Below are 16,640 nucleotides of genomic sequence, written 5' to 3' on the forward strand. Positions count from 1 at the left end.
GTCCCAGACCGGGTCGCGTAACCTGTTGTCTCGTTCCTGTTAATCTCTCGCGCTGGCGGTGGAGACCGCCGGCTTGGTATCGCCCAGCGAGACCCAGACGTTGGGATCGCTCTGCGACTGACGCTTGACGAAGCGGTAGCCGGTCTCCGTCCAGGCGAGGACGTTCTCGTTCTGATTGTCGAGAACGAACTCGCCCTTGTCGGTCTTCACCGTCAGCACCGCGTGGCCTTCGCCCTTCTTGTCGCGCACCACGGTGATGAGCAGGGCCTGGCGCGGCCAGCCGGCATCCATCAGCATCTTGCGCTTCAACAGCACGTAGTCTTCACAGTCGCCGTAACCGTCCGCCGGCAGCGACCACTTCTCGATCACGCCCCAGTGCTCCTGGTCGGTCAGAGGCTTGACGGTCTCGTTGACCCAGCGATTGACCTTGACGAGGTCGCGCCATGCGGCCTGCGACATCACGATGTCGCGCGGCTGCAGCGGTGCGCCCTGGCACTGGGCAGCATTGTCCGCGCAGAACTCGACCCAGCCGATCGGCGCACGCGTGGTGTCGCCGAGGCTCGCGTAGAGCAGACGGCCTTCGCCGGCCTGCGCTGCCGCGCTGATCCCGAAGAGCATGGCGGCCAGCGCCAGTCCCTTCCCCCGTCCCCTGAAGTCAAACATTGCGGCCCCCGTTTCTTGTTGGGACCACATTTCGCACGGAGCTTTTGAGTTGCCGCTAAGTCGACCAAGTCAAGTCGAGACGAATACAAGTAAAACGCGCGGCGAATTCGATCTATACTTGAATAGAATTTGCGTAAAATTGGATATGACTGCAATTGATTCAAATTTTATCTATTAACGCGGAAACGCTGGGAGGAGCGTTGTTTGCGCTCATCTGCAGCCCCTCCGTTAACCGCTGGCCATTCGCCGCGGGACATGAAAAAGGCGGCGTCCGCATCGCGGAAGCCGCCTTCGAGCCTGGAAATATGGAGGTTTTCGCGTCCTTGCGCTTTACCGCGCGGTAACGCTCTCTTCGAGTGTCTCCGCCGGCTGCTCGTGCATGAACTCCAGCGCGAAGCCGTCCTCGAGGTTTCGGACCACGCGGCCCTGGACCCGGCCGAGCAGAACCGTCGATTTCAGCGGCGGCCGGTTCTCGGCAGCGATCGCCGCGCCCGACAGCGAGAGGTCGATGATGCGGCAGGTCATCTTGGTGCCGTCCTCGAGCGTCAGCACCGCGATCGGGTTGCGCGGCACGATACGGTCGTGGCGTCGGTCCTCCGGCAGATTGAGGATGTCGCGGTTGGCGAGCCAGGTCAGCTGCGCGGCGAGCTTGTCGCGCTTGCGCGGCGTCGCACCGATGGTCATGGCGAAGCCGTTATCGATGATCCGGGTGATCTTGCCCTCGACACGGCCGATATGGTCGAGATAGGCGACCACGCGGTCGCCGACATTGCCGATGCCGGGGGCGAGCAAGGCGAGGCCGCCCGGCGACATGTTGATCACCTGGCAGGGGAATTCCCGGCGGTCCGGCAGCATGTAGCGGCCGAGCAGGTGCACCTTCACCCGCTGGAAGCGCCTGCGCTCCTCGGCGGCCGGAAGAAATTTTTTGTTCGCCAACGCCATTTCCAACACCCGACCCCCCGCCCGGGCGGAGTCCTTGCGACCCTAAGGTGCATAGGGTTAATGCCGCGTTAGGATCGGGCGCGCCGGTTGCGGACAGACACGATGCGCTCGAAAAGCCACACCTTCAGGCGGGGCTCGGCTTCCTCGCGGCGCGCCCATAAAGCAGACACAGCAGCGCCAGCAGCACGGCGGCCGAGAGCCCGAGCGACCAGTGGATGCCGATCGCCGCGCCTGCTACCCCGACCGTGATGCCGCTGAAGGCCCGCATGCCGAGCCCGGCCATGTTGTAAAGGCCGACGACGCGGCCGCGGATGTCGTGCGGCGCGTTCAGTTGCACCAGCGCCTGCGCCATGGTGTTGAAGGAGAGCTCGAAGAAGCCTGCAAAGAACAGCAGCGCAATCGCGACCGGATAGACCGGCACCAGTGCGAAGCCGAGCAGCGCCACGCTCCACAGCATCGCCAGCGTGATTGCGGTGCGCGGGGTGCCCTTCAGCCGTCCCCAGGATTCCAGTGCGATGCCGGCCAGCAGCGCGCCGGCCGCATCCGCCGCGAGCAGCACGCTGTAGGAGACGCCGGGATCGCCATGGCCGAGATCGCCGGCATAGCCCGGCATCTGGGCGTGATAGGCGTTGCCGATCATGAAGGAGGTGAGGCCGGCAAGCCACGTCATCGCCGACAGCACGGGCTGGGTGCCGATCGCGCGGATGGTGAGCACGATGTCGGCAAGGCCGCGCACCGCGAAGCGACGCGCCGCCACGCTCTTGTCCCTGACCGGGGCCCAGAACAGCCAAAGCAGCATCGGCAGATAGAACAGCGTGTTGAAGATGATGCCGTGCGAGGGACCGAGCGTCAGCATGATGATGCCGCCGACCGCAGGTCCGACCAGGATGCCGAGATAGCGCGCCATCGCGTTCAGCCGCACCGCGCTCGGCAGATCGGCCGGGCCGACGAGGTCGTAGAGCAGAAGCTGGTTCGGCGTCTGCCAGAGCACGCCGGCACAGCCATGGATCACCAGGAGCAGCATCGCGTGCCACATCTGGATCGTATCGGTCAGGAAGAAGAAGCCCCATCCGGCGGAGGCGACGATGAACAGCAGCATGCCGCACTGGATGATGCGGCGCGGATCGAACCGGTCGGCGAGGCCACCGACCGCGACGGAGAACAGCAGGAACGGCAGCCAGTGCGACAGCACGGCAAACCCGCCCAGCGTCGGCGAATGGAATTTCTGGAACACCACCCAATAGCTGATCACATGCTCGATATTGTCCGCCATCATCGCCAGCACGTAAGAGGCGAACTGGAGACGGTAGGGCACGGACTTCATCGCCGCAAACGATCCGGATGCGGCCATGGGATTTTGGGGAAGGGGATTCACGGGGGCACCTGGGCGGGACTGCTCGGGCCTTACACGTTCGCTGGCGAAGGCTCAAGACAATTGGGTGTGCTCGGACATCTGCCATGCAATGCCGCCGCACACTCCGTCGTCATCTCCGCGCAACCGATGCGGGTCGATCATACTCAGCTCGTCATTCCGAGCGCAGCGAAGCAATCCAGACTGCGCCTGCGGAGGGATTCTGGATTGCTTCGTCGCAAGAGCTCCTCGCAATGACGGCGCCGGCGTTGGTATTTTCAATGTCGCGTAGCTGTCATAGGCTGGCCGCGGCCCGCATCATCAAAGCACAACAAGCGGGCAGCGAGGAAACAGCCATGCAACAAATCCGCGTCTGCACCCACGCTGGTCCCGGCTCGGAGCCCGTGATCCGCACTGTGCCGTGGCCGAAGGTCGGCAAGAAGGCCGCGCTGATCAAGGTCGGTGCCTGCGGGGTCTGCGGCACCGATCTCCATATCCTGAAAGGACATTGGCCGAAGCCGCTGCCCTGGCCGTTCACGCTGGGTCACGAACTCGGCGGTGTCATCGTCGAATGCGGCGACGAGTTCACTGAGGACTTCATGAGCAAGCCGCTTCAAGTCGGCTCGAAGGTGATGATCCCGCCCTTGATGCCGTGCGGCCGCTGCTATTACTGCATCCACTATCCGCAAACCGCGAACAAGTGCCTGACGCCGGTCTATTACGGCCGCTATCTCGGCTTCGACAAGGCGCCGCATTTGTGGGGCGGCTGGGCCGAATATGTCTATGTCGATCTCGACATGCTGCCAGGCACCAAGATCTACAAATTGCCCGACGATATGCCGCTGCGCCTCGGCGCGCTGTCCGAACCGCTGACGTCCTGTATCCGTGCCTTCAACCGCGCGACGCGTGCCGGCGGATTCAGCTGGGGCGACACCGTGGTGATCCAGGGCTCCGGCCCGATCGGCATCTTGGCGGTCGCGGCCGCCAGGGAGATGGGCGCAGGGCGCGTGATCTGCGTCGGCGCGCCGGAGGAGCCGCGGCTCAAGCTGGCGCGCGAGTTCGGCGCGGAGGCGACCGTCAACATCGAGGAGCTGAAGTCACCGCAGGATCGCATCGATCGCGTGCGAAAGATCGTCGGCGGCTTCGGCGCTGATCTCGTGATGGACTGCTCGGGGCATCCGACCGCCGGCCCCGAAGGCATCGAGATGCTGCGCGACGGCGGCACCTATGTCGAGATGGGCCAGTTCACCGACGCCGGCTCGATCGACACCTCCTGGCACCGCATCTGCACCAAGGACCTCAACGTGCTGGGATCCTGGGGCTTCACCGGCAACGATCTCCCGCTCGGCGTCGACATGCTCTACCGCACGCGTGACAAATACCCGTGGCTGAAAATGCAGACGATCTACCCGTTCACGGAAGCGGGCGTCGCGCAAGCCGTGAAGGACGCGATGGCGATGAAGACGGTGAAGTCGACCATCGTGCCGTGGCCGGAACTGGTGGAATAGCAATCTCTTCCATCCGTGGCGATCTCGCCACATAGCTTCACGTCTTTGCGAAAGTCCGCGCCCTGACTTTCCATTTCACGTTGATGCCGCTAGCTTGCGCACCTTGAAGGCCGCGCATCGATCATGAACAGTTCATCCGAGATCCCTGATACTCCGCTCGCCTCTCTCGTTCCCGACATCGATCGGCTCGCCGCGGAAGCGATGGCGGTCTGGAAGGTCCCGGGCGCAGCGCTCGCCGTCGTCCAGGACGGCGAGGTCGTACTCACGCGCGGCTACGGCCAGCGCGACGTCGAGGCCAATCTGCCGGTTACGCCGCACACGCATTTCGTGATCTGCTCGATCACCAAGTCGTTCACCGCCACCGCGATCGCGCTGTTGCACAATGATGGCGTGCTCGACTGGAGCAAGCCGGTCCGCGACTATCTGCCGGAGTTTCGTCTCTCGGACGCGGTCGCGACCGAGCGCATCACCATCCGCGATCTGCTCAGCCATCAATCGGGACTGCCACGCCACGATTGGGTTCATATGCCTGGCGATCTCTCGCCGGCTGAAATGTTGCCGCTGATGCGGCACCTCGAATTGAGCCGCGACATTCGAGCCGCCTGGCAATACAACAACCTCTGTTACAACCTTGCCGGTCTCCTGATTGAGAGGCTGAGCGGGCAGAGCTTTGGAGCGTTCCTCCGCAGTCGCCTCACGGATCGGCTCGGCATGACAGTGAGTTTTTCGCTGGACGAACTCGAAGCCGGGCCTGAGCCGGCGCGGCCTTATATGATCGATGTCGATACGCGGTTGCCGGCGTTGCGGCTGCCGATCCGCACCACGGCGGCCGGCGCCATCAACACGTCGGTGGCTGATCTGGCCAACTGGATGCGGCTGCATCTCGGCAAAGGGATGTTCGCTGGCGAGCGGCTGCTGCCCGAAGCGCTGATCGGGCAGCTGCACGCGCCTCTGGCGTTCGTCGCCAAGTCGGAATTCTCCGAGTTCGGCCATGGGCACTACGCCCTTGGCTTTCAGACCAACACCTATCAGGGCGAGCGCATCGTTTCGCACAGCGGCGGTTGGACTGGCTGGAGCTCGCTGATGACGCTAGTGCCGGATGCCGGCATCGGTGTGGCCGTGCTGACGAACCGTAGTCCAAACGAGGTCGCATCGATTCTGACCTACCACATCATCGACCGGCTGCGCGGCCGGGAGCCCGTTGATTGGCTCTCGCGGTTCCGCAAGATGCGCGAGGACTTCATCGCCCACATTCCAGTCGACAAAGAGACGCGTCAGAAGGCGCGTCACCCGGATACCAAGCCAGCACATGCATTGTCGGCCTATGCCGCCGACTACGCCCATCCCGCCTATGGCGTGATCTCGATTCGTGAGCGGGACGGCGCGCTGCATTGGGCGTGGCGTGGCATGGGATCGCAACTGTCGCACCGGCATTTCGAGACGTTCGTCACGCCTGAAATCATCGACGAGCTTCATCCGGACAATCTTCCCATCACCTTCCAAACGGACCGCGAAGGCAATATCGTGCATCTGTCGGTGCCGCTCGAGCCGACGGTGAAGGACATCGTGTTCCAGCGCCAAGCCGCCGGCGACTGCCTTGATCCTGCATTCCGTGCACGCTGTGTCGGGCAGTTCCAGAGCGGCGCTATCACCCATCGCGTCACCTTGGACAGCGAAGGCAGGTTGATTCTGAAGCCGGACTTTCAGCCGGCCTATCGCCTCGAGCCGCAGCAGGGCCGCCGGTTTCGTATCGACGATCTGGAGGGCTTTGCCGTCGAATTCCGTGGCGAGGGCGAGAGCATCGGACAGATCGTCTTCCACCAGCCGAACGGCACCTTTCTCGCGGAACGCGTGGCGGAGGAGGGTAGGGAACGTTAATGGCACTGCAGCCGGTTCGTCGGCAATCGCCTTTCAACGCCATCCGCGTGATCGACTACACCGTGATCTTCGTGCGCGACATGGCGGCGATGCGCCGCTTCTACGAAGACGTCCTCGCGTTCCCACTCTCGCGCGAGCTGTCGCCGAACTGGATCGAGTACAGGCTCGGCAGCAACACGTTGGCGCTGGCAAGGCCGAGCCGCACCGCCAGCGATGCACCGACGCCAGTGGGCAGCGCCTCGCTGCAGCTGGCCTTCAAGGTCTCTGCTGCCGAGGTCGACGCGTGCGCCGATGAACTCGTGCGGCAAGGCGTGGCGCTGCTGTCACCGCCGACCAACCAGCCCTTCGGCCATCGCACGCTGTTCTTCCGCGATCCCGACGGCAATCTGCTGGAGGTGTACGCGGAGATCTGAGAAATTCTATTTGACGTATCCGGACAACATGGCCTGCGCCCAGTCCGGGCGGTTGTTGGCGAGCGCGCGCGCCGAGGCGGCTTCCCAATCGTATTCGAGCGCCAGGAGCTCAACCTGCCAGCCCCTTTTGCCCTTGGTGAGGATCGCGTAGCGGGCGTGAGGCGAGCGGTGTTCCAGTTTCGCGGCAAGGGGAATGTCGGCGAAGACCGGGCATCCGACGCTGCCGGGATTGAGGACCAGACATTCGCGCGGCCCGTGAACGACGGCCGGGCGGTGGCTATGGCCACACAGCACCACGCGTGCCGCCGGCTCGCTCGCGAGGCGTGCCTCCAGCACGTCGCGGCGTGCCGGCACAAAGCGGCCGTCGTCGAGTGCGTCCTCCAGCAGGCACGCCGTATCGTTCTCGGGCGTGCCATGGCAGGCCAGGATGCCGTCGTCCAGCCGCAGCTGGGAGGGCAGGTTGTGAAGTGCACGACGCTGCTCTGCAGTCAGTGCGTTGCGCGCAAACAGACCTGCCGGCGAGAGCTTGTCGTCCGGAAACTCCTCGATCCAGCGATCATGATTTCCGCGCACGGTCGGCAACGACAGCGATTGGAGGAATTCGAACGTTTCCCTCGGCCACAACGGGCTGGTGACGCAGTCGCCGAGGTTGACGATCCGATCGACGCCCCGCGTCTTGATATCCGCCAGCACCGCCTCCAGCGCGGCGAGATTGCCGTGGATGTCGGAAATGACCGCCAATCGCATCTTAATTCCCCATACCGTCAGACCTGAGCGTGGCGCGGCTATAGGCCGATCCCGCCGCGTCAAGGTTAATCGAGCTGGCCGCAAAAATCCGCTGCAAGCTTCAGGCGCGGCTCGCCGTCAAGCCATGCATCACGGCTATGGTGATTTCCGGGCGCTTGGCGTAAAGAGCGCCCAGATCAAATCAGCGTGCGGTCGGGCCGTTTGCCGCGCACGCAGCTCGGGGCGCCGGTTCACCGTTTGCGCGCCTGAATCAAACAAGGTTTCCCATCTCGTGTCTCTTCCGGCCCTGACCCCGCCGCTCGCCCGCGCTTTGGCCGAGCGGAACTATGATTCACTGACGCCCGTCCAGCTCGCGGTGCTCGCCCATGAAGCCACCAGCCGCGACCTCCTGGTCTCGGCCCAGACCGGTTCCGGCAAGACCGTCGCTTACGGCTTGGCCATCGCGAAGAACATCCTCGATGATGCCGAGCAGTTCGCACCAGCCGCCGCGCCGCTCGCCTTGATCGTGGCGCCGACCCGCGAGCTCGCGCTCCAGGTTCAGCGCGAGCTGGCCTGGCTCTATGGGCATGCCGGCGGGCGTGTCGTCTCTTGCGTTGGCGGCATGGATCCGCGGCGCGAGCAGCGCGAGCTGGCCGCTGGCGCACATATCGTCGTCGGTACGCCCGGGCGTCTGTGCGATCATCTGCGGCGCGGCCGCCTCGACATCTCCGAGCTCGCCGCGGTCGTGCTCGACGAGGCCGACGAGATGCTCAATCTCGGCTTTCGCGAGGACATGGAATTCATCCTCGAGACCACGCCGCAGACACGTCGCACCCTGCTGTTCTCGGCGACGTTTCCGCGCGGCATCGTCGCGCTGGCCCGGCAATATCAGCGCGACGCCTTCCGGATCGAGGTCGCCGGCGACGAGGGCGGCCACGCCGATATCGAATACCGCGCGATCCGCATCGCGCCCGCCGACGTCGAGCATGCCGTCGTCAACGTGCTGCGCTTCTACGAGGCGCCGAGCGCGCTGGTGTTCTGCAGCACGCGCGATGCCGTCAGGCATTTGCAAGCCGCGCTCCTGGAGCGCGGCTTCTCTGTGGTCGCGCTGTCGGGTGAACTGACGCAGAACGAACGCACCCTGGCGCTGCAGTCGCTGCGCGACGGCCGTGCCCGCGTTTGCGTTGCGACCGACGTTGCCGCCCGCGGCATCGACCTGCCGAGCCTCGACCTCGTCATTCATGCCGATTTGCCCAACGACGCCGAAGTCATGCAGCATCGCTCGGGCCGCACCGGGCGCGCGGGCCGGAAGGGCACGAGCGTCCTCCTGGTGCCGCCCGCGCGGCGGCGGCGCGCCGAGCTGTTGCTCGATCTCTCTGGGATCGACGCGGCCTGGGACACGGCGCCGCAGGCGGATGACATCCGCAAGCTCGATCACGCACGCATGAAGGACGTGCTGTTCACGGAGGAGACCACTCCCGACGATCTGGCCCTGGCGCAGGCGCTCTTGGCGGAGCGCTCGGCGGAGGACATCGCCGCTGCGCTGGCGCGGCTTTATCGCGCGCGGCTGCCGTCACCCGAGGACATCATCGATCCCGGCGAGCGAAGCGGCAAGCCGGAGCGCGGGCGTGATAGATCCGGAGAGGGCGATGACCGCGCCAAGCCGAGATCGAAGGCTGGGAAATCCTCGAAGCACGGCATGGCAGATGGCAGCGTCTGGTTCCGCGCCGCCATCGGGCGCCGCAAGAACGCGGAAGCGCGCTGGCTGCTGCCGATGATCTGTCGCCGCGGCGGCATCGACAAGCGCGACATCGGCGCCATCAGGATCATGGATACCACCACCGAGTTCGAGATCTCTCAGCAGGCCGCCGAATCCTTTGCGGCGAAGATCAAGCGTCCCGACAAGGAAGACAGCATCCGGATCGAGCCGATGACGGATGCGCCGCACCGGCAAGAGGCTCCTCAGGAGCGCTCCCGCGCGCCGCAGCGCGAGGCCGGCGCTCATCATGAACGGCGCGAGGATCGCCCGCGCGAGGCAGCCGGATTCAAGCCGCGCAGCAAGCCTCAGGGCGAGCGCGCGCCGAAATTCGGCGATGCGCCTTCCTTCGGAAAGAAGAAGCACAAGAACAGGCCCGGCCACGCAGAGCCGTCGGTCACGCCATGGCCGGTGAAGGGTGCATCGGGAAAGAAGGCAAAGAAGAAGCGTCGCGGTTGAGCTTCTGCTGCTCAATGAGCCATCCGCCTGGGGACGGGCACTACATCGCGGCGAGGTCGCGCAGCATGTAGCTCGCGCCGTCGCCATAGGATGCGAGCTTGGCGCGCAACTCGGCGTCCGCCGTCACGGCCCGAAAGCCGATGCGTTCCCATAGCGGCGGCGTGCCGTAGACCGAGACCAGCGCGAGCGTTGCGATGCGTGATCGACGCGCCAGCTTCTCGATATCGGCGACATAAGCGCGCACAACGCCGCCGCGGAAATCCGGCAATACGGCGACGTCGTGGATGTAGAGACAATCGGCGCTATCAGGCAATTCCTGCAGAAAGCCGTCGAGCGGCGGAATCCGGTACCGCATCCAGGGATGCGCCAGCCCGTAACCGACGATGCCTTGGTCCGTATCGAGCACGCCGCAGCCCTCCGGACAAAGCGTGATCTTCTCCGCCAGCACCTCTTCGCGTTCGGGCAGCGCCGGATGGATGCGTGCCGCAATCGCGCTGATCGCAGCGAGATCGGAGGTACGCGCGGGACGCCAATGCGGCTTGCTCATGTCGATCCGTCGTTCCGTGGTGTCGTTCCAATCTATTCCGCCGCGGCGATGCGCGCAGCGAGAAAGATCCTGGCCGCCCTATCTCGGATATTCCAGCTGCATCGCCACGAAGTCGGCCGTGCGTGCTCCGTAGCGCGCCTCGATCGCACGTAGCGTTTCATCGAGCGCCCGCGCCGGCGGCAAAGCGCCGGCATCCGGCAGGGCCTGCTCCGCCGGCCAATTCCCGGCAATGCGGTCCGGCAGGATGCGAAGACCGCTGCGGCTGGTCCGCGCCTCTGCCGTGGCGGCGAAGGTGAAGGCACGCGAGTGGTAGGTGCGCGACCACGCATCGGCGATGAGGGCGAGCGAGACCTCGTCGACATCGGGCGTCAACGCGATGCCGAGCTGCTCGCGCTTCCAGAATGCGAGCGTGTTTGCGATCGCCGTCAGCGCGAAGGGGCGTGTGAAGCTGAACGCCTCGCTCCGGTGGCGTGCATCCCATCGCGCAAGGCCGATGTCGCCGGCGACCGCCTCGGCCTTGGCGCGGCCCGCGATCGCCTCGATCAAGGTGAGCGCCATCGGCATGGATGCGGTGATGCCGGTGGTCGTCGCAACGCCCTGGTCGACCACCAGCCTGCGGTCCGCCGCGTAGCGGATTGTCGCATGCTTCTTCAGATCGCGCACGGAATACCAGTGCGTCGTGGCCCGCTTGCCGTCGAGCAGCCCGGTGTTGGCAACGACCGTCGCGCCGACGCAGACGCCGATCACGATCGCGCCCTTGCCGGCTTGGCTCCTGATCCAGTGCAAAACCGTTGCGTCGTCGTCGCGGCTCATCGCCGGCACGATGACGTAGTCGGCGCCGTCGGCGTGCGCGGCGTCGAACTCGGCGATGGTCGCATGCGGTTGAACCTTGAGGGCGGGATAGAGCGTGACGGCCCCTGGTTGCGTCGACAGGGTGAGGACGTCGCCGATGTCGGCGCGGGCGAGGATGCCGTAGGGCATCAGGTAATCGGTAGTCTCGCTCATGTCGTTGATGCCGACGATGGCGATCAGGGGACGCTTGCGTTTCGGCGGTTTGAGCGCCGCCAGGGTCGCCTCGGTCTCGTCTCTGGAAATCGCAGGCGCGGGTCCCGATGCTGGCGCGGCCGGCAGCAGGAGCAGCCAGGTCGCACCGATCGCCGCCAGCAAGGTCATGCCGCCGAGGACTGTCCACGCCAGATTGCGCCAGCTCATCATGATGTCACCTGCTCGTCTCACGCGGCGCGGAAGCTATCCGGTCGCATCGACGTCAGGAATGACGTAAATCCGGCAAAAACGGTCATGCCGCGCGACGATCCATCGCAAGATCGTCGCCTGTCCGCAGCAGCGCTACCGCAGCCCCTCATACACCATCAGCCCGCGCGCGATCTGCAATTTGCGGATGGCGCGCGGCAGGAGTTTCTCCGGCTGGTGCAGGTAGCGCCAGGAAGTGAGGGTGAAGGCGGACAGCGTGCCGCATTCGTCGTCGAACGGCGCGAGCACGCCGGTGACGCTGACCGGGGTATGCGGGCGGGCGTTGAAGGGCAGCAGCAGGAGCTCCAGATGCGCCTTGCTGCCGTCCTCGCGCGCGGCGGTGACGCCGGCGATCGCGCCCAGTGCCTCGTCGGCGACGATCGTCGTGATCTCCTCGATCTCGTTGCGGCTGGCTTCTGTGAACAGCGCTGCAAAGCTGCGGTCCTTGAGGTCGGTTCCTGCAAGCGCGCAGACGCGCGTGCCGGCGACGCGGAACGGGAAGCCGAGGTTCGGCTCGCAGGACAGCACGAAGATGTCGCCGAGCAGGCCGCGGACGGCGGCCGGGTCGATGTCGGCCCGGTCGGGAGCCCGTGCAGTGCCGCGCTTCTTGTCCCAATACGCGAAGAACGCGCGGCTCGACGGATGTTTCATGACTGAACGCTCGCCCCGGGGTGCAACCTCGAAGGGACAGACTTGTCCCGCTTCAGTGCACCCGCGATCCCTTCTGTTGTTGTGCAGGAGGGGATTTGCAGCGTCCATGCCGCCGGCGCGTTTTCAGGCTTCCTGGGCCGGCCTTTGCGTCGTTAACGTTAAATTAACTATGCGCTTCGTGCCGGCCGCGCGCCTGCTATGGTGACCTCGGTCGCAAGCCTCGCCGCTTTTCTCCAGGTTCTCGGCGGGGCCTGTACAGGGCGTCAAACAGTTTGGTCACGGGCCGCGGGGAGGGGTGGGGATACGCCTTATCTCTCCGGCCACCGGAAGACCGACACGGACAGGCAGGGCTTCGGCCCTGCCTTTTCCTTTTGTGCACTTGCGCAGGGACGGCAAAGGCGCCTATCTCCAAGCCTGTCGCCCCGATGTCGCCCGAAAGCGAAGCTGCCTTGGATTCCCCGCAAGATTCGTCGCCGGACGTGCCGGCCGTCGTGGAGGCTCCGCGCGAGCCGATCCTGACGCTGCCTCCGGCGCTGACCGCCTATATCCTGCTGCTGGCGGCGATCCATCTGCGCGTGCTGCTACCGCCCGAGCTCGAGAACTGGACCATCGACGTCTTCGGCTTCATCCCGAAGCGCTACGATTCCTCGCTGCTCAATCTGCAGATCCCGGGCGGGGCGGGGGCGAAGGTCTGGACCTTCGTCACCTATTCGCTGCTACACGCCAATCTCACCCATCTCGGCTTCAACGTGCTGTGGCTGTTGCCGTTCGGCAGCGCGTTGGCGCGGCGCTTCGGCACCGTCAGGTTCTTCGTCTTCCTGGCCGTGACGGCGGCGGCCGGCGCGCTCGCCCATCTCATCACCCATGAGCATGCGGTGGCGCCGATGATCGGCGCCTCGGCCTCGGTGTCGGGCGCGATGGCCGCCGCAATCCGCTTTGCCTTCGTCCGCGGCAGCTTCCTGTCGTTCAGCCGATCGGATGCCGATACCGCCGCGAAAGTTCCGGCGCTGCCGCTGTCGCGCGCGCTCCGCGACGGGCGGGTGGTCGGCTTCCTCGCCGTTTGGTTCGGCATCAACATCATCTTCGGCGTGGGCGCGATCGGGGTCGATGCGGAAACCACGAGCGTGGCCTGGCAGGCGCATATCGGCGGCTTCTTCGCCGGCCTGTTGTTGTTCGCGCTGTTCGATCCCGTGCCGCGCGTGCGAAGCGATGCTGCGGATGCGTCATCACGGGACGTTTCAGACCGTATCTGAAGCGGCGCTTGCGACGCGGCCCGAATTCATCCATCATTCGCGCGAAGAATGTTCCGAAGCGACACGTCCTTAGCGACGATGCTTCGCAAAGTGCACGAGCGTGAAACCGGCGCTGTAACTGTTAGTTGAAGACTCGCGAACAAGTCCGAACCGCCAAAGGCGGACGGCTCGGATTCAGGGAGGCGACGATGACGGTACGTTCCATTCTGAACACCAAGGGCCACCAGATCATGAGCGTCGAGCCCGACGCCAAGCTGGCGGACGCGATCAAGCTGCTCGGCGAGAAGAAGATCGGCGCGGTGCTGGTGATGAACCAGAGCCGGCTCGATGGCATCCTGTCGGAGCGCGACATTGTGCGCGTGCTCGGCGAGCGCGGCGCCGGCGTGCTGGAGGCGCCGGTCTCGGAGGTGATGACCCGCAAGGTCGTGACCTGCAAGGAGACCGACACGGTGGCCGAGCTCATGGAGATGATGACCACCGGCAAGTTCCGCCATCTGCCCGTGATTGACAACGGCAAGGTGGTCGGGCTGATCTCGATCGGCGACGTCGTCAAGCGCCGGGTCCAGGAATACGAGACCGAGCAGGAAGCCCTGCGCGATTACATCAAGACCGCCTGATCAGGGTTGGTCGTCGGCTTTCGGCGCGGTGCCCGCCGGCGCCGGCGCCAGCACGTGGATCGCCTCCTGGATGGACTCCAGTGCACGCTCCGCGGCGCGCGTGCCGTGTGCGATCAGGTCTTCGGAGCGGTGGAAGTCGAACCAGCCGAATTGGCCGACCCGCGGCGTGATCAGCATGTCGGGCGGATCGCCGGCGAGGCGGGCGCGGGTGATGCGGTCCTGCATGATGTTGAAGGCGTCCACCATCACCGAGGAGATGCCCGGCCGGCCGTTGCCGCCGAAGAACTCGCGCTTCATCGTCTTCTCGGGCGAGAACAGGCGCGGGAAGCGCCGCTTGGCCGCCGGCTCCTCAGCCACCGGTACGACCGGGGCGGGCGCTGCGCCGTGCGAATGAATCGTGGTGGAATGGGTGAAGATGTCGCTGGAAAGATTTGCGGCGATGACGATTTCGGCGCCGAGCGCGCGGGCGGCCGAGACCGGCACCGGGTTCACCAGCGCGCCGTCGACCAGCCAGCGGTCGCCGATCAGCACGGGCGCGAAGATGCCGGGCAGGGCGTAGGACGCGCGCATGGCATCGACCACGCGGCCGCGCGTCAGCCAGATCTCGTGGCCGGTGCGAACCTCGGTCGCGACGCTCGCGAATTTGATGGGCAGGTCCTCGATCAGGACCTGCCCGATCGCCTCCTCGAGCCGGGTCGCGAGCTTCTCGCCACCGAGCAGACCGGAACCGTTGAGACGGATATCGAGATAGCCGAGAATGTTGCGCATCCCTTGCAGGCTGCGCCCCCATTCCTCGAACGTATCGAGCCGGCCGGCCGCGTGGAGGCCGCCGACCACGGCGCCGATGGACGTGCCGACCACGACATCGGGCACGATTCCATTGGCAATCAGGGTCCTCAGGATTCCGATATGGGCAAAACCGCGCGCCGCGCCGCCGCCGAGGGCAAGGCCGATCACCGGCCGGCGGATGCTGCCCAAGCCGACTTTTTCGCCCACCTTCTCGCCGTTCGAGCCGTTCGCGCCCCGGCCTTTCAATCTGTCCAGCACCGAAACTCTCCTACGCCGGGCCAGCCCGCATCGTCAGACTAGGCATCGCAGTTGCGCTCCGCCATATCAGGCGCGAAGCATGGTTTATGCCGCTTTGGAAAGAGCACGGGGCAGGAATATGGCGAGGGCCGGTTGCCACGGGGCTAATCACGCAGCCGTCAAGCCGGTTCCACCGAAGGTCTAGGGCCGTATTTCCTGGGGTTTCAGAGGCTTGAATTTGCCGCGTTTTCGGTGAAAAGCAGGGAGCATGACACGCGGGGGTGACGGCATCAGCGGATGGCGGCGCAGCGGCAGGCTGCTGCCGGCGCTGATCCTTGGCGTATGCCTCTTTGCTTCCGGCCGAAATGCCGCCCAGGCGCAGCTTTTCTCGGATCGTCCGCCGCCGGTACCGCCGGCTTCGGTGCCCGACCCAGGCAACGCCGTCAGCCTGGCGCCGCCCTCCGGGCTGGGCGCGGGACCCCCAAGCCTGCCGCCGACCCTGATGCAGCCGGCGACCCCGAGCATGCCACCGCCCGCGGTCTCGACCGTGCCGCCGGCCGCTCCGCTGAATGCGGCCGTGCCCGGACAGGGCGTGCTGTCGCTGACGGCGAAATACGGCAAGGACTCGGCCCCGATCACCAGCGGCCTGGTGTGGCGCGTATTTGCCGACCGGCCCGACGAGAACGGCACCTTCAAGCTGATCCGCGAGGACCGCAGCGGGACGCCGAACATCGTGCTGCCGCCCGGCAATTATGTCGTCCACGTCGCCTTCGGCCTCGTCAGCGCGGTGCGCACCGTCAGCCTGAAGTCCGAGACCAATCGCGAATCCTTCGTGCTGCCGGCCGGCGGCCTGCGCATCGAGGGCCGCGTCGGCACCAGCCGCATTCCGCAGAACCAGATCTCGTTCGCGATCTACAAGGGCAGCCAGTTCGAATCCGGCGAGCGCGCGTCCCTGGTGCCGAACGTCGCCGCCGGCGACGTCGTGCTGATCCCGGAGGGCACCTATTACATCGTCTCCAACTACGGCGATGCCAATTCGGTGGTGCGCTCGGACATCCGCGTCCAGGCCGGCAAGCTCACCGACGTCACCATCACCCACCGCGCCGCCGTCATCACGCTCAAGCTGGTCAGCGACAGGGGCGGCGAGGCGCTCGCCAACACCGCCTGGTCGGTGCTGACCCCCGGCGGCGACGTCATCAAGGAATCGATCGGCGCGTTCCCGCGCGTCGTGCTGTCCGAAGGCGAGTACCGCGCCATCGCCAAGAACGAGGGCAAGGTCTACGAGCGCGGATTCAACGTCGTCAACGGCGTCGACGGCGAAGTCGAGGTCATCGCGCGCTAGGGGCAGCCGGCGGCGAAAGGCTCCGGCACGACGATTCTCATCGCGCGCACGGATGTGCATCTTCTGTTACCGTCACCTTCAGCGGGTTTCTGCCAGGTAACCTCGGGCCCCTCCCTGTGTTCTGTTGTGAACACTGGTAGCGTCGTCATTGCGTGCAGGGGCCAGGAAACACCGGCGGCATCAGCTTATTCCAGCAGCAGCGCGTCTTGCTTACGACCGTGGACGATACGTATTTCCGATAATCAATTTTATTCTCT

The 16,640-nt window shown here is 65.4% G+C and carries 15 protein-coding genes; 7 read left to right on the forward strand and 8 right to left on the reverse strand.

All coding sequences use genetic code 11. The annotated features are described in order from the left end of the window. Nucleotides 1–39: 39 nt before the first annotated feature. The 3 genes from P0R31_RS38210 to P0R31_RS38220 form a co-directional block, all read right to left on the reverse strand. Complete coding sequence (locus tag P0R31_RS38210) at nucleotides 40–663, reverse strand: transglutaminase-like cysteine peptidase (RefSeq protein WP_275520279.1); 624 nt, start codon at nucleotides 661–663, stop codon at nucleotides 40–42. A gap of 330 nt (nucleotides 664–993) precedes the next feature. Continuing rightward, the gene (locus tag P0R31_RS38215; protein WP_026312634.1) at nucleotides 994–1,605 is read right to left on the reverse strand and encodes a PilZ domain-containing protein; all 612 of its coding nucleotides are present in this window, start codon (nucleotides 1,603–1,605) and stop codon (nucleotides 994–996) included. A 124-nt stretch (nucleotides 1,606–1,729) separates the two neighbouring features. After that, nucleotides 1,730–2,956, reverse strand: a complete 1,227-nt coding sequence (locus P0R31_RS38220; RefSeq protein WP_275520281.1) for an MFS transporter — start codon at nucleotides 2,954–2,956, stop codon at nucleotides 1,730–1,732. 356 nt (nucleotides 2,957–3,312) lie between these two features. Here P0R31_RS38220 and P0R31_RS38225 point away from each other — a divergent pair, with 356 nt between their 5' ends. The 3 genes from P0R31_RS38225 to P0R31_RS38235 all read left to right on the forward strand — a co-directional run bounded on the left by P0R31_RS38225 (nucleotide 3,313) and on the right by P0R31_RS38235 (nucleotide 6,755). After that, nucleotides 3,313–4,464, forward strand: a complete 1,152-nt coding sequence (locus tag P0R31_RS38225; protein ID WP_275520283.1) for a zinc-binding dehydrogenase — start codon at nucleotides 3,313–3,315, stop codon at nucleotides 4,462–4,464. A gap of 123 nt (nucleotides 4,465–4,587) precedes the next feature. Next, nucleotides 4,588–6,342 carry a serine hydrolase gene (locus P0R31_RS38230; protein ID WP_275520285.1) on the forward strand — a complete coding sequence of 585 codons (1,755 nt, stop codon included), beginning with the start codon at nucleotides 4,588–4,590 and terminating at the stop codon, nucleotides 6,340–6,342. Beyond that, nucleotides 6,342–6,755 carry a VOC family protein gene (locus tag P0R31_RS38235; protein WP_275520287.1) on the forward strand — a complete coding sequence of 138 codons (414 nt, stop codon included), beginning with the start codon at nucleotides 6,342–6,344 and terminating at the stop codon, nucleotides 6,753–6,755. Before P0R31_RS38230 ends, P0R31_RS38235 begins: the two co-directional genes overlap by 1 nt. A gap of 6 nt (nucleotides 6,756–6,761) precedes the next feature. Here the strand turns inward: P0R31_RS38235 and P0R31_RS38240 are convergent, their stop codons facing one another. Beyond that, complete coding sequence (locus tag P0R31_RS38240; RefSeq protein ID WP_275520289.1) at nucleotides 6,762–7,502, reverse strand: metallophosphoesterase family protein; 741 nt, start codon at nucleotides 7,500–7,502, stop codon at nucleotides 6,762–6,764. A gap of 271 nt (nucleotides 7,503–7,773) precedes the next feature. Between P0R31_RS38240 and P0R31_RS38245 the strand changes: the two genes are divergently transcribed. Then, nucleotides 7,774–9,696, forward strand: a complete 1,923-nt coding sequence (locus P0R31_RS38245; protein ID WP_275520291.1) for a DEAD/DEAH box helicase — start codon at nucleotides 7,774–7,776, stop codon at nucleotides 9,694–9,696. 40 nt (nucleotides 9,697–9,736) lie between these two features. Here the strand turns inward: P0R31_RS38245 and P0R31_RS38250 are convergent, their stop codons facing one another. From P0R31_RS38250 to P0R31_RS38260, 3 genes are all read right to left on the reverse strand, one after another. Continuing rightward, nucleotides 9,737–10,243 carry a GNAT family N-acetyltransferase gene (locus P0R31_RS38250; RefSeq protein WP_275520293.1) on the reverse strand — a complete coding sequence of 169 codons (507 nt, stop codon included), beginning with the start codon at nucleotides 10,241–10,243 and terminating at the stop codon, nucleotides 9,737–9,739. 78 nt (nucleotides 10,244–10,321) lie between these two features. Beyond that, a complete protein-coding gene (locus P0R31_RS38255; protein WP_275520326.1) occupies nucleotides 10,322–11,455 on the reverse strand; it encodes a DJ-1/PfpI family protein in 1,134 nt (377 codons plus the stop codon). Nucleotides 11,456–11,590: 135 nt separating this feature from the next. Then, nucleotides 11,591–12,145, reverse strand: a complete 555-nt coding sequence (locus P0R31_RS38260; RefSeq protein WP_275520295.1) for a PAS domain-containing protein — start codon at nucleotides 12,143–12,145, stop codon at nucleotides 11,591–11,593. Between the two features lie 425 nt (nucleotides 12,146–12,570). Between P0R31_RS38260 and P0R31_RS38265 the strand changes: the two genes are divergently transcribed. Both P0R31_RS38265 and P0R31_RS38270 read left to right on the forward strand, forming a co-directional pair. Continuing rightward, nucleotides 12,571–13,398 (forward strand): rhomboid family intramembrane serine protease, encoded by an 828-nt coding sequence (locus P0R31_RS38265; protein WP_275520296.1) that lies wholly within the window; start codon nucleotides 12,571–12,573, stop codon nucleotides 13,396–13,398. A 188-nt stretch (nucleotides 13,399–13,586) separates the two neighbouring features. Continuing rightward, complete coding sequence (locus P0R31_RS38270; RefSeq protein ID WP_275520298.1) at nucleotides 13,587–14,015, forward strand: CBS domain-containing protein; 429 nt, start codon at nucleotides 13,587–13,589, stop codon at nucleotides 14,013–14,015. Here the strand turns inward: P0R31_RS38270 and P0R31_RS38275 are convergent, their stop codons facing one another. Continuing rightward, entirely contained in the window at nucleotides 14,016–15,062 is a 1,047-nt protein-coding gene (locus P0R31_RS38275) for a patatin-like phospholipase family protein (protein WP_275520300.1), read from the reverse strand. It lies immediately after the preceding gene. A 247-nt stretch (nucleotides 15,063–15,309) separates the two neighbouring features. On the opposite strand from P0R31_RS38275, the gene P0R31_RS38280 reads away from it, so the two are divergent. Continuing rightward, on the forward strand, nucleotides 15,310–16,383 hold the full coding sequence (locus P0R31_RS38280; protein ID WP_275520302.1) for a hypothetical protein: 1,074 nt from the start codon (nucleotides 15,310–15,312) through the stop codon (nucleotides 16,381–16,383). Nucleotides 16,384–16,640: the final 257 nt, after the last annotated feature.

This window comes from Bradyrhizobium yuanmingense, assembly GCF_029167105.1.
Taxonomy (GTDB): domain Bacteria; phylum Pseudomonadota; class Alphaproteobacteria; order Rhizobiales; family Xanthobacteraceae; genus Bradyrhizobium; species Bradyrhizobium yuanmingense_A.